The sequence below is a fragment of the Rothia mucilaginosa genome (assembly GCF_001548235.1).
GTDB classification, from domain to species: domain Bacteria; phylum Actinomycetota; class Actinomycetes; order Actinomycetales; family Micrococcaceae; genus Rothia; species Rothia mucilaginosa_B.
Genome location: NZ_AP014938.1, coordinates 1,497,034 through 1,511,395 on the forward strand (window position 1 = coordinate 1,497,034; position 14,362 = coordinate 1,511,395).

At 58.7% G+C, this 14,362-nt stretch carries 5 protein-coding genes; all 5 read left to right on the forward strand.

Going from position 1 to position 14,362, the window contains the following annotated elements:
* The first annotated feature begins 66 nt into the window (after positions 1–66).
* The 5 genes from gcvP (at position 67) to RM6536_RS05900 (ending at position 13,878) form a co-directional block, all read left to right on the forward strand.
* Positions 67–2,907 carry an aminomethyl-transferring glycine dehydrogenase gene (gene gcvP / locus RM6536_RS05880; protein WP_060824418.1) on the forward strand — a complete coding sequence of 947 codons (2,841 nt, stop codon included), beginning with the start codon at positions 67–69 and terminating at the stop codon, positions 2,905–2,907.
* 162 nt (positions 2,908–3,069) lie between these two features.
* Entirely contained in the window at positions 3,070–4,188 is a 1,119-nt protein-coding gene (gene gcvT / locus RM6536_RS05885; protein WP_060824419.1) for a glycine cleavage system aminomethyltransferase GcvT, read from the forward strand.
* A gap of 315 nt (positions 4,189–4,503) precedes the next feature.
* The gene (locus RM6536_RS05890) at positions 4,504–6,000 is read left to right on the forward strand and encodes an L-serine ammonia-lyase (RefSeq protein WP_053088799.1); all 1,497 of its coding nucleotides are present in this window, start codon (positions 4,504–4,506) and stop codon (positions 5,998–6,000) included.
* Between the two features lie 349 nt (positions 6,001–6,349).
* Entirely contained in the window at positions 6,350–9,856 is a 3,507-nt protein-coding gene (gene rpoB, locus RM6536_RS05895; protein ID WP_049331898.1) for a DNA-directed RNA polymerase subunit beta, read from the forward strand.
* A gap of 110 nt (positions 9,857–9,966) precedes the next feature.
* On the forward strand, positions 9,967–13,878 hold the full coding sequence (locus tag RM6536_RS05900; protein ID WP_060824420.1) for a DNA-directed RNA polymerase subunit beta': 3,912 nt from the start codon (positions 9,967–9,969) through the stop codon (positions 13,876–13,878).
* Positions 13,879–14,362: the final 484 nt, after the last annotated feature.

Below are 14,362 nucleotides of genomic sequence, written 5' to 3' on the forward strand. Positions count from 1 at the left end.
GTTCGACTCGTCGCAATAGCGCGACGTGACCCCTCTACGGTTTGCGCCGACCAATAGGAGAATCCTATGTCCTTTATTGAACGTCATCTCGGCCCCCGTTCCGCAGACGCAGAGCAGATGCTCGAAACCCTCGGATATTCTTCCCTGGATGCGCTGATGGACGCTGTTGTCCCCTCTCAGATTCGCCTTGACGGCGATCTGCAGCTGCCTGCTCCGCTGTCGGAGCATGAGGCTCAGGCAAAGATTGCCGGCTATGCAGCGAAGAATAAGGTTCTCGCCCAGATGATTGGTGCCGGATACTACGATGCTGTAACTCCCGCAGTTCTGCGCCGTAACATTCTGGAAAACCCCGGTTTCTATACTTCTTACACCCCGTACCAGGCTGAGATTTCTCAGGGCCGTCTGGAGGCTCTGCTGAACTTCCAGAACACCGTGATGGAACTGACCGGCTTGGAGATTGCAAACTCCTCCCTGCTGGATGAGGCTTCTGCCGTGGCTGAAGCAGCTGTCATGATGCACCGCGCAAACCGCAAGGTCAAGAACGGCTTCTTCGCCATTGACTCCCGTTGCCTGCCTCAGGTTATTTCGGTGACTCGTGGTCGTGCAGAGATGCTCGGCATTCCTTTCGTGATTACTGATTTCTCTGAGGGCCTGCCCGAGGGCGACCTGTACGGTATCGTCCTGGCGTACCCCGGCAACGAGGGCGAGATTCGCGATATTGAGCCGCTGATTAAGGCCGCTAAGGAGCGTAATGCTCTGGTCACTGTCGCTGCTGATCTGCTGGCTCTGACCCTGCTGAAGTCCCCGGGTGAGCTGGGCGCTGATATCGCTGTGGGTAACACTCAGCGTTTCGGTCTGCCCTTCTTCTTCGGTGGCCCCCACGCTGCGTACATGGCTGTTCACAAGGGTATGGAACGCACCATGCCCGGTCGTCTGGTGGGTGTTTCTAAGGACTCTGCCGGTAAGCCCGCGTACCGTCTGGCTCTGCAGACTCGTGAGCAGCACATCCGCCGTGAGAAGGCTACTTCCAATATTTGTACTGCTCAGGCTCTGCTGGCGATTGTTGCTGGCGCTTACGCGATGTACCACGGTCCTGAGGGTCTGCGCGCTATCGCGAACCGTCTGCACACCAACGCCGCTCGTGTTGCTACCGCGCTGAAGGCTGCGGGCTACGGCATTGCTCACGACACTTTCTTCGACACGGTCGTGGTGGAGGCTGCGGGTCGTGCCGATGAGCTGGTTGCGAAGGCTCTGGAAGCTGGCGTGAACATCCGCCGCTTCGACGAGAACCGTGTTGGTATTTCCGTGGGTGAGTCTCACGGCGAGGAACTGCTCAAGAGCCTGGTTGAGGCTCTGGGCGGCACCCTGGGTGAGGCAGATGCACAGTACGATCTGCCCGCTGAGCTGCTGCGTACCGATGACTACATGCAGCACCCGATTTTCCACAAGTACCGTTCTGAGACCGAGATGATGCGCTACCTGCGTCACCTTGCTGATAAGGATCTGGCGCTTGACCGCACCATGATTCCGCTGGGTTCCTGCACTATGAAGCTGAACGCAGCGGCTGAGATGGAGCCCATCTCCTGGCCCGAGTTCGCGAACATTCACCCGCTGGTCCCGGAGGACCAGGCTGAGGGTTGGCACGAGCTGATTAAGGACCTGAGCGAGTGGCTGGTTGCTATTACCGGTTATGATGCTATCTCCCTGCAGCCGAACTCGGGTGCGACCGGTGAGTACGCCGGTCTGCGCGCTATCCGTTCCTTCCACGAGGCTAACGGTGACCACGAGCGCGACACCGTCCTGATTCCGCTGTCTGCTCACGGCACCAACGCAGCATCTGCCGCTCTGGCTGGTCTGAAGGTTGCCGGTGTGGCAACTGCGGCTGACGGTTCGATTGATGTTGACGACCTGAAGGCAAAGATTGAGAAGTACGGCCCCAAGGTTGCCGGCATCATGATTACCTACCCCTCCACCCACGGTGTGTTTGAGGAGCAGGTTGCTGAGGTCTGCCAGCTGGTTCACGAGGCAGGTGGCCAGGTGTACCTGGATGGCGCGAACCTGAACGCTCAGATGGGCTTCGCTCAGCCCGGTAAGTTCGGCGGCGACGTTTCGCACCTGAACCTGCACAAGACCTTCTCCATTCCTCACGGTGGTGGCGGCCCCGGTGTTGGCCCGCTGGCTGTTCGTGAGCACTTGGCGAAGTTCCTGCCCGGTGACGCATACCATGCTGATGCTGAGGGTAAGCTCCCCAACGACGCTGCACTGCCGATTTCGCAGGCGTTCTTCGGTTCTGCCGGCGTTCTGCCGATTAGCTGGATGTACATTGCGATGACTGGTGCACAGGGTCTGAAGGACTCTTCGCAATACGCGGTTCTGAACGCTAACTACATTGCGAAGAAGCTCAACGACAAGTACCCGGTGCTGTACACCGGCCCCGGCGGTCTGGTCGCTCACGAGTGCATCCTGGATCTGCGTCAGCTGACCGATCAGTCTCATGTGACTGCTGAGGATGTCTGCAAGCGTCTGATGGACTTCGGCTTCCACGCTCCGACTCTGGCGTTCCCGGTTCCGGGCACCCTGATGGTTGAGCCGACTGAGTCTGAGCCGAAGGAAGAGCTGGACCGCTTCATTGAGGCAATGGAGACCATCTACGACGAGATTATCGAGGTGGCTGAGGGCAAGGTCGCTGTGGAGGATTCGGTTCTGCGCAACGCACCGCACACCGTTGATGTGGTGAGCGCTGATGAGTGGGATCGCCCCTACAGCCGTACCAAGGCAGCTTTCCCGGTTCCGAGCCTGCGCGTCAACAAGTACTTCACTCCGGTGGGTCGTATTGACGGTGCCGGCGGTGACCGTAACTTCGTGTGCGAATGCCCCCCGATGGAGGCTTTCGACCTGGAAGCATAAGGAGCGTTTGACGCTCTAGGGGTAGCCACTGGGCTCACCCCGCCCCGCCCGTCTCCTCGCGAGACGGGCGGGGTAGGCTCCCTACCTGGTCCTCTGCCGGAGAGGGAGATATAACCACAATGATTGCAATAACAGCACAAAGCTGTGCGTGAGGAGAATCTAATGTCCCCCAAGAAGACCTCCCTGTACCCGGTTCACGAGAAGCTGGGCGCATCCTTCACCGATTTCGGTGGCTGGGATATGCCCCTGAAGTACTCGAACGACGTTGCCGAGCACGAAGCCGTTCGTACCCGCGCGGGTATCTTCGACCTCTCTCACATGGGTGAGTTCCGTGTAACCGGTCCGGACGCCGCAGCATTCCTTGACTACGCTCTGGTCTCGAACATGTCCGTTCTGAAGGTTGGCAAGGCAAAGTACTCCATCCTGGTCAATGACAAGGGTGGCGTTATCGACGATCTGATTACCTACCGCCTGGGCGACGAAGAGTTCATGGTTGTTCCGAACGCTGCGAACATTGACACCGACTTCGCGGCGATGAGCGAGCGCCTGGGTGATTTCAATGTTGAGTTTGTGAATGAGTCGGAGCAGACTTCTCTGGTGGCTGTTCAGGGTCCTCGTGCTGAGGAGATTCTGCTGGCTGCTGGCGTTTCTGATGAAGAGGCTGTCCGTGAGCTGAAGTACTACGCTTCGGTGCCGCTGACTGTTGCAGGCGTTGATGTTTTGCTGGCTCGTACCGGTTACACCGGTGAGGATGGCTTCGAGCTGTTCGTTCCGAATGAGAACGCTGTTGAGCTGTGGGATAAGCTGGCTGCTGCCGGTGAGCCTTTCGGTATGATTCCTGCCGGTCTGGCTTCTCGTGACTCCCTGCGTCTTGAGGCTGGTATGCCGCTGTACGGTCAGGAGCTGGGTCTTGAGATTACTCCGTTTGAGTCCGGTTTGGGTCGCCTGGTTGAGATTGCTCTGGAGAAGAAGGCTGCTAACTTTGTGGGTCGTGAGGCTCTGACTGAGTTGGCTAAGAGTGAGTCGAAGCGTATCCTGGTTGGTTTGAAGGCTCAGGCGAAGCGCCCTGCTCGTGCCGGTTCTAAGCTGGTGGATGCTGAAGGTAATGAGATTGGTGAGGTTACCTCCGGTATTCCTTCCCCGACTCTGGGCTTCCCGATTGCTATGGCACTGGTGAACCGTGAGTTCTCGGAGCTTGGCTCCACCGTTGACGTGGACATTCGCGGTAAGCGCGCACCCTTCGACGTTGTGGCTCTGCCCTTCTACAAGCGCGAAAAGTAACGAAATATACTGCGTGAGGTAACCTCCGCGAGGTGAACGGCGCCGTGTTTCCGAGAGGACACGGCGCCTTTCGCGTGTCGGGGCGGCAACTGCGCCGAAGCGGCAGGGGGGGGGGAGAGGAGGAACCGAGGCGTACCCTCACCTTAGTTTCTGCATCCTCGGAAGTGCGTTAGGATTAGAGCGGTTAGTCAAGGAGGACTGTCCGTTATCACTACCTCATATGAATTAGGTGGAATACCGAGCCGGATAGTTTTCGGTAACCGATATTCCGCGCAACTGCGCCCCGCAGGGCGCAATGACTTCGAAAGACAGAACGTGGCGATTAATCAGAGCACCCCCAGCAGCGCCCAGAAAAAGGCGGAGGCCCTTCCCTACGACATCAGCGTTTTTGAGCTGTTCAGTATTGGTGTTGGTCCCTCCAGTTCCCACACCGTGGGTCCCATGCGTGCGTCGAATCGTTTCGTGGCTGAGCTGATTGATGAAGGTCTGCTGGACCGCGTGACCGGCGTGCATATCGATTTGTACGGTTCGTTGGCGGCAACCGGTGCCGGTCACGGTACGATGAGCGCCGCGTTGAAGGGGCTGTGCGGCTTCGTTCCCGAGACGATTGATATCGCCGCTGCGGAAGCGATGATTGAGCGCAATAGTGTTGACGGTACCCTGCCTCTGGCCGGCTATCCTTCCTCCTCGTACGGAGTGAATGCTCCCGGCGGTGAGGAGAACAAGGTATACGGCCCGGTGGTGCACTACCGTGAGATTGACATGACTCTGCGCCCTCTGACTGTTCTTCCGCGCCATACGAACGGCATGAAGATTGCCGCGTTTGCGGGGGAGGAGCTACTGCTGGAGCGTACCTACTACTCGATTGGTGGTGGCTTTATCGTTGAGGGAGACGAGGAAGCTACCGGCGGTGCCTCGCTCACGAACCCGCCCTACCCCTTTGGGTCGGGTGCCGAGCTCGTCGAGATGGCGAACGAGGCTGGCCTGTCGATTGCACAGCTGAAGATGGCGAATGAGTGTTCGCTACGCACGGAGCAGGAGGTGCGCGCGGGCATCCTGCATATCTATCGCATCATGAAGGAGTGCATCGGCTCCTCTCTGGCTCGTGTGGGGTATCTGCCCGGTCCGCTGAAGGTGCGTTGCCGTGCGGGTGCGTGGCACCGTGACCTGATGGTGGAGGATCCCGGCAAGTCTCCGGAGTTTGCGATTGACTGGGTGAACCTGATTGCTCTGGCTGTAAACGAGGAGAACGCCTTTGGCGGCCGTGTGGTGACGGCCCCGACGAACGGTGCATCCGGCATTATTCCGGCGGTACTGCACTACGCGATGAACTACACCCCGGGTATCCGCCATTGCGGCCAGGCCGCCCGTGAGCAGGCAATCGTGGACTTCTTCCTGGCTTCGGCCGCCGTGGGTGTGCTGTACAAGAAGCGCGCCTCGATTTCTGGCGCCGAGGTTGGTTGTCAGGGCGAGGTGGGTAGCGCCAGCTCGATGGCTGCTGCCGGCTTGGCTCAGGTGCTGGGCGGAACCCCCGAACAGGTGGAGAACGCGGCCGAGATTGCAATGGAACATAACCTTGGCCTGACCTGCGATCCCGTGGGTGGGCTGGTGCAGATTCCGTGTATCGAGCGTAATGCGATGGCCGCGTCGAACGCCGTGACTGCAGCGCGCATGGCCCTGCGCGGAGATGGTATGCACCGTGTGTCGCTGGATCAGGTGATTGAGACGATGCGCCAGACCGGTCTGGATATGTCGCACCGTTACAAGGAAACTTCGATGGGCGGCCTGGCCGTTAACGTGGTGGAGTGCTAGGTTCCTTGCGGTAGCGGGCGGGTTCTCAGGAGGATGAGTCCTTGAGAACCGGCCGGCGACCACTCGTGTATGGTTCTTCTTCAGGGTGGAAAATACATTTCTGTGTTAGGTTTGCACTCGCTCTTTGGGTGTGGTAGACAAAATAGATTTCTTCCTGTATCGTTAGTATTTACGCTTTCCCTAACCTTTGTGCCTTCATATAGCGGTGGGCACGGGCTGAAGGTGACGTTTTCCGTCCGACATCTGTAGCTTCGAGCACCGTTTATGCGGGGGCCGAGGTCGTCATGTCGCCGGTAAAGTCGCCGGGAGGCTGATTGCTAACAGACATGTCTGTGGAAGGATCCCCATTTTGGTCGCTTCGAGCACCTCTAACCATGACGCCGCTAACGGCGCAGAGAACGTCTCGCGCCGAATTTCATTCGCGAAGATTAACGAACCGCTGAAGGTTCCCAACCTGCTTGCTATCCAGACCGATAGCTTCGACCGCCTCGTGGGTAACGAGCGTTGGCTGGAGCGTCTGGAGTCCGCGCAGGCTGCTGGTGACACCTCTGTTCCCGCAAAGTCCGGTCTGGCTGAGATCTTTGAAGAGATTTCCCCGATTCGCGACTTCCAGGAGACCATGCAGCTCTCCTTCTCCGAGCCCGAGTTCGCCGACCCCAAGTACTCCGTCGAGGAGTGCAAGGACCGCGACGCAACCTACTCGGCACCGCTGTATATCAAGGCTGAATTCATGAACCTCGCTACCGGCGAGGTTAAGCAGCAGACCCTGTTCATGGGCGACTTCCCCCTGATGACCGAGGCCGGTACCTTCGTGATTAACGGTACCGAGCGCGTGGTTGTCTCCCAGCTGGTGCGTTCCCCCGGCGCCTACTTCGAGAAGGCTCCGGACCGCACCTCCGATAAGGACATCTACTCGGCCCGCGTGATTCCCTCCCGCGGTGCATGGTTCGAGCTTGAGATTGACAAGCGCGACCAGGTGGGCGTTCGTCTGGACCGCAAGCGTAAGCAGTCCGTGACCGTTCTGCTCAAGGCTCTGGGCTGGACCGAGTCCAAGATTCTGGCTGAGTTCGGTCAGTACGACTCCATCCGCGCAACCCTCGAGAAGGACTCCGTCAAGGACCGCGATGAGGCTCTGCTGGACATCTACCGTAAGCTGCGCCCGGGTGAGCCCCCGACGGTTGAGGCTGCCCAGGCTCTGCTGGACAACATGTACTTCACCCCGCGCCGCTACGACCTGGCCAAGGTCGGCCGTTACAAGCTGAACCGTAAGCTTGGCGTGGACGTTCCCCTGGATTCCCCCGAGGCCTCCGTGCTCAGCCAGGACGACATCGCCCAGATGATCCGTTACCTCTGCGCTCTGCACGCTGGCGAGACCAGCATCCCGGGCGTACGCGACGGCAAGGAAATCTCCCTGAAGGTCGACATCGACGATATCGACCACTTCGGTAACCGCCGTATCCGCACCGTGGGCGAGCTGATTGAGAACCAGATCCGTACCGGTCTGTCCCGTATGGAGCGTGTGGTCCGCGAGCGCATGACCACCCAGGACGTTGAGGCTATCACCCCGCAGTCCCTGGTGAACATCCGCCCCGTCGTGGCAGCTATCAAGGAGTTCTTCGGTACCTCTCAGCTGTCCCAGTTCATGGACCAGAACAACCCGCTGGCAGGTCTGACCCACAAGCGTCGTCTGTCCGCTCTGGGCCCTGGTGGTCTGTCCCGAGACCGCGCAGGCATGGAAGTGCGAGACGTGCACCCCTCGCACTACGGCCGCATGTGCCCCATCGAAACCCCTGAAGGCCCGAACATTGGTCTGATTGGTTCGCTGGCAACCTACGGTCGCATCAACTCCTTCGGTTTCATCGAGACCCCCTACCGCGTGGTGACCGATGGTCGCGTGACCGATGAGGTCCGCTACCTGACCGCTGACGACGAGAAGTCTGTTGTTATCGCGCAGGCAAACGCGCCTCTGAACCCGGACCGCACCTTCGCTGAGAACGAGGTTCTCTGCCGTGCAGGCGATGGTTCTGGCGAAGCTGTTCTGGTTGCTCCCGGCGCCGTTCAGTACATGGACGTCTCCCCGCGCCAGATGGTGTCTGTTGCTACCGCCCTGATTCCTTACCTGGAGCACGACGACGCTAACCGAGCACTGATGGGTGCTAACATGCAGCGTCAGGCTGTGCCCCTGCTGGAGTCTGAGGCTCCCGTGGTTGGTACCGGTATGGAGAAGTACGCAGCACTGGACTCCGGTGACTCCGTGCTCGCGAAGAAGCCCGGTGTGGTTTCCTCCGTGGACGCTAAGACCGTTATCGTCCGTAACGACGACGGCTCTGTCTCCACCTACCCGATCATGAAGTTCTCCCGCTCGAACCCGGGTAACTGCTACAACCAGCGCGTAGTGGTGAAGGAAGGCCAGCGCGTCGAGTACCGCGACGTTATCGCTGATGGCCCCTCCACCGACGGTGGCGAGCTGGCACTGGGTAAGAACCTGCTCGTGGCATACATGCCGTGGGAAGGCCTGAACTACGAGGATGCGATCATCCTCTCCCAGCGCATGGTTTCTGAGGACGTGCTGACCTCGATTCACATCGAGGAGCACGAGATTGACGCCCGCGACACCAAGCTGGGCCCCGAGGAGATTACCCGCGACATCCCGAACGTGTCCGAGGATGTTCTCTCGGCTCTGGACGAGCGCGGCATCATCCACATCGGTGCCGAGGTTGAGGCTGGCGACATCCTCGTCGGTAAGGTCACCCCCAAGGGTGAGACCGAGCTGACCCCCGAGGAGCGCCTGCTGCGCGCAATCTTCGGTGAGAAGTCCCGCGAGGTTCGCGACACCTCTCTGAAGGTTCCTCACGGTGAGTCCGGTACCGTCATCGGCATCCGCATCTTCGACCGCGAGAACAACGACGAAGACGATCTGCCCCCGGGCGTGAACCAGCTGGTCCGCGTTTACGTGGCTCAGAAGCGTAAGATTACCGACGGCGACAAGCTTGCAGGCCGCCACGGTAACAAGGGTGTTATTTCCAAGATCCTGCCGATCGAGGATATGCCCTTCCTGGAAGACGGTACCCCCGTGGACGTCATCCTGAACCCGCTGGGCGTGCCCGGTCGTATGAACATTGGTCAGGTTCTGGAAGTCCACACCGGTTGGCTGGCTAAGCAGGGTTGGAAGATTGAGGGCGAGCCCGAGTGGCTTAAGCACATGCCGAACTTCCCGAAGGAATCCGGCCCGACCCGCCTGGCAACCCCGGTGTTCGACGGTGCCCACGAGGACGAACTGTTCGACCTTATGGACCACTCGAACCCGAACCGCGATGGTGACCGTCTGATCAACCGTTCCGGTAAGGCACGTCTGATTGACGGCCGTTCCGGTGAGCCGTTCCCGGATCCGATTTCGGTTGGTTACCAGTACATCCTGAAGCTGCACCACCTGGTGGATGACAAGATTCACGCTCGTTCCACCGGTCCGTACTCGATGATTACCCAGCAGCCCCTGGGTGGTAAGGCGCAGTTCGGCGGTCAGCGCTTCGGTGAGATGGAAGTGTGGGCGCTGGAAGCATACGGCGCCGCATACACCCTGCAGGAAATCCTGACCGTCAAGTCCGATGACGTGGCGGGCCGTGTGAAGGTTTACGAGGCTATCGTGAAGGGCGAGAACATCCCTGAGCCGGGTATCCCCGAATCCTTCAAGGTTCTTATCAAGGAAATGCAGTCTCTGTGCCTGAACGTCGAGGTGCTCTCCACCGACGGCAAGATTATCGAGATGAGCGACTCGGAGGAAGAAGGCTTCCGGGCAGCAGAAGATATGGGCGTGAGCCTGACCCACGACGAGCCCAGCTCGGTCGACGAGGCATAAGCACCGCCTCCTTCTAGGGTGGAGAACCCCGCATGCGCTCGCATGCGTTGTGGGGTTCCCACCCGCAAACCCAAGTCTTCAGAAACTTACAGAAAGAGATTAGGACCGATATGTCCAACGAATCTTCGCTTGGTTTGATGCGAATTGGCCTCGCCACCGCCGACGACATCCGTCGTTGGTCCTTTGGTGAGGTTAAGAAGCCCGAGACCATCAACTACCGTACCCTGAAGCCCGAGAAGGACGGTCTCTTCGACGAGCGTATCTTCGGCCCCACCAAGGACTGGGAGTGCTACTGCGGTAAGTACAAGCGCGTGCGCTTCAAGGGCATTGTGTGTGAGCGCTGTGGCGTTGAGGTGACCCGTTCCAAGGTGCGTCGCGAGCGCATGGGCCACATTGAGCTGGCCGCTCCCGTGACCCACATTTGGTACTTCAAGGGTGTTCCTTCCCGTCTGGGCTACCTGCTGGATCTGGCTCCGAAGGACCTGGAGAAGGTCATTTACTTCGCTGCGTACATGATTACCAGCGTTGACGAGGATGCTCGTCACGAGGATCTGCCGATGCTGCAGGCTGCTCACGACCGTGAGAAGCAGGAGCTTGAGGCTGCTCTGAACGCCGATGTGAACGCTATTAGCCGTGAGGTTGAGTCCGAACTGGCTCGTATCGAGGCAGAGGGCGGTAAGGCTGCTGAGAAGCGCAAGCTGCGCGATAACGCTGAGCGTCAGCTTGCCTCCGTGCGTAAGCGCTACGAGCGCGAGGTTGCTCACCTGGAGAACGTGTGGGAGCGTTTCAAGTCCCTGAAGGTCGCTGACCTCGAGGGTAACGAAGCTCTGTACCGTTCCATGGTGGACAAGTACGGCATGTACTTTGAGGGTGCCATGGGCGCCGAGGCTATCAAGAAGCGTCTGGAGTCTTTCGACCTGGAAGCTGAGGCCGAGGCTCTCAAGGAGATCATTCAGACCGGTAAGGGCCAGAAGAAGACCCGTGCCCTGAAGCGTCTGAAGGTTGTTAACGCCTTCCTAACCACCAACAACTCCCCGCTGGGTATGGTTCTGGACGTTGTTCCGGTCATCCCGCCGGAGCTGCGCCCGATGGTTCAGCTGGACGGTGGCCGCTTTGCGACCTCCGACCTGAACGACCTGTACCGTCGTGTGATCAACCGTAACAACCGTCTGAAGCGTCTGCTGGAGCTGGGCGCTCCCGAGATCATCGTGAACAACGAGAAGCGTATGCTGCAGGAAGCTGTGGACTCGCTCTTCGACAACGGCCGTCGTGGCCGTCCGGTGACCGGCCCCGGCAACCGTCCCCTGAAGTCTCTGTCGGACATGCTCAAGGGTAAGCAGGGTCGTTTCCGTCAGAACCTGCTGGGTAAGCGCGTGGACTACTCCGGTCGTTCCGTGATTGTGGTTGGTCCGCAGCTGCAGATGCACCAGTGTGGTCTGCCCAAGCAGATGGCGCTGGAGCTCTTCAAGCCCTTCGTCATGAAGCGTCTGGTGGAGCTGAGCCACGCTCAGAACATTAAGAGCGCTAAGCGCATGGTTGAGCGTTTCCGCCCGCAGGTTTGGGACGTTCTGGAAGAGGTTATCGCCGAGCACCCCGTGCTGCTGAACCGTGCACCTACCCTGCACCGCCTCGGTATTCAGGCATTTGAGCCGAAGCTGGTTGAGGGTAAGGCTATCCAGCTGCACCCGCTGGTTTGCTCCGCGTTCAACGCTGACTTCGATGGTGATCAGATGGCAGTTCACCTGCCGTTGTCTCCCGAGGCCCAGGCTGAGGCTCGTATCCTCATGCTGTCCTCGAACAACATCCTGAAGCCGTCGGATGGCCGTCCCGTGGCCGTTCCTTCGCAGGATATGATCATCGGTCTGTACCACCTGACCACTCCTCGCGATGGTCAGAAGAACGAGGGCCACGCTTTCTCATCGGTTTCTGAGGCTCTGATGGCGATGGATCGTCACGAGATTGAGCTGTACACCAAGGTGAAGATCCTGCTGGACGGCGACCAGTTCGTTGCTCCCGAAGGTTGGGAAGCTCCCGAGGGCTACAAGCCCGGCGACCCCGTGTTGCTGGACTGCACCGTTGGCCAGGTCCTGTTCAACCAGGCTCTGCCGAAGGACTACCCCTGGTTCACCGGTGTGGCAGACAAGAAGGGTCTGGGTAGCCTGATTAACGATCTGGCTGAGCGTTACCCGATGGATGTTGTGGCTCGTGCCCTGGATAACCTGAAGAACGCGGGTTTCTACTGGGCATCCCGTTCGGGCGTGACCGTGGCTGTTTCCGATATTGCTACTCCCTCCGAGAAGCCGGCAATCATGGAGCGCTACGAGAAGCAGGCTGCCGCAATTCAGGACGACTTCGAGATCGGTACCATTGACGATGAAGAGCGTCGTCAGGAGCTGATTAAGGTTTGGACCGAGGCTACCGACGTGGTTGCTGAGGCTATGCGTGAGAACCTGAGCTCTCATGGCGGTCTGAACACCATTTACCGCATGGTGACCTCTGGTGCACGTGGTAACTGGATGCAGGTCCGTCAGATTGCGGGTATCCGTGGTCTGGTGTCGAACCCGAAGGGTGAGATTATGCCTCGCCCGATTAAGTCCTCCTACCGTGAGGGCCTGTCGGTTCTGGAGTACTTCATCGCAACCCACGGTGCACGTAAGGGTCTGGCTGATACCGCACTGCGTACCGCTAACTCGGGTTACCTGACCCGTCGTCTGGTGGATGTGTCGCAGGACGTTATCGTGCGTGAGCATGACTGTGGCACTCGCCGCGGTCTGATGCTCCCGCTGGTTGACGCCGACGGCAACCTGCACCCGGACGTTGAGACTTCGATTCACGGTCGTACCCTCGCGGTAGACGTGAAGGACGAGGCTGGCAACGTTTTGGCTGAGGCTGGCGCTGACGTTTCCGATGAGCTCATCGAGAAGCTGTTCAAGGCTGGTGTGAAGGAGTTGCGTGTCCGCTCGGTTCTGACCTGTGAGTCGGCTATCGGCGTGTGCGCACTGTGCTACGGCCGTTCGATGGCTTCGAACGTTCTGGTCGACATTGGTGAGGCTGTTGGTATTATTGCGGCTCAGTCGATTGGTGAGCCCGGTACCCAGCTGACCATGCGTACCTTCCACACCGGTGGTGTGGCGTCGGCAGACGATATTACCCAGGGTCTGCCCCGTATTCAGGAGCTGTTCGAGGCCCGTACCCCCAAGGGTGTCGCCCCGATTTCTGAGGTGTCCGGTCGCGTGGCCATTGAGGATACCGAGAAGTCCTACAAGATTGTGGTGACCCCGGACGACGGTTCTGAGCCCCAGTCCTACACCGTTCTGCGCCGTGCGGCTTCTAAGCTGCAGAATGGCGATTACGTCCATGTCGGTGACCAGCTGGCTAGCGGTTCTGTTGACCCGAAGGAGGTCCTGCGAATTCGCGGTCCTCGTGAGGCTCAGAAGCACCTGGTGAGTGAGGTTCAGGGCGTGTACAAGTCGCAGGGTGTGGAAATCCACGACAAGCACGTTGAGGTTATCGTCCGCCAGATGCTGCGTCGCGTGACCGTGATTGAGTCCGGTGACACCGACCTTCTGCCGGGTGAGCTGGTCGATAACATCGTCTTCCAGACCGCAAACCGCAAGGCTCTGCTCGAGGGCAAGAAGCCTGCTGCCGGTCGTCCCGAGATGATGGGTATTACCAAGGCTTCGCTGGCTACCGAGTCCTGGCTGTCGGCGGCCTCCTTCCAGGAGACCACCCGCGTCCTGACTCAGGCAGCTATGGAGGCTAAGACCGACCCGCTGCTCGGCCTGAAGGAGAACGTGATCATCGGTAAGCTGGTTCCTGCCGGTACCGGTCTGGCACGTTACAACGATATTGAGGTTGAGCCGAGCGCTCAGGCTACCGCTGAGCGTCTGCAGTCTCTGGACACCTTCGGCGGCGGTTACCCGAGTGCTTTCCAGATCGACAGCGAGGTGTACTCCTACGGTAACAACGGCGGTTTCCGTGCCGTTTCGCTGGATGAGTACGGCCGCGGCCTGGAGCTCTAAGCTTCCTGCTGCTCGCTAGGTTTGAAGCCTAAGCATTCATAAAAGCGCGGATACTCGAGATTTCTCTCGGGTATCCGCGCTTTTGCATATTCGCGTGTGGATGGGGTATGAGAGAGAAGGAACCCAGGCTTTTCTAATCACGATGGTTATGGCAGTGGTTGAGGCTTTTGTGAATCCTATCTTTAAGATTTGATATGGGTGCGCGTTGCGTTCGTTGTTTCTCCAAAATATTTTGGGAGAATCTCAGTAGAAACAGAATTTACACAGAGAGAAAAATTCTCTTGATTGCAAATTTTTGCGGTGGGGGAGAGCGGTTAGGTTTGCTGGGTTTACTAGAGTAAACACCCCTTTATAGACCATTCATTCGTTTTTGTTGAGCAATATAAAGAATATATATTCTTGTATATTAGGATGCTTGGGTGATTGGAAAACGCTCTGACTTGGATTTACTCTTGAAGGCATGCATATTACTCCAGTCACTTCC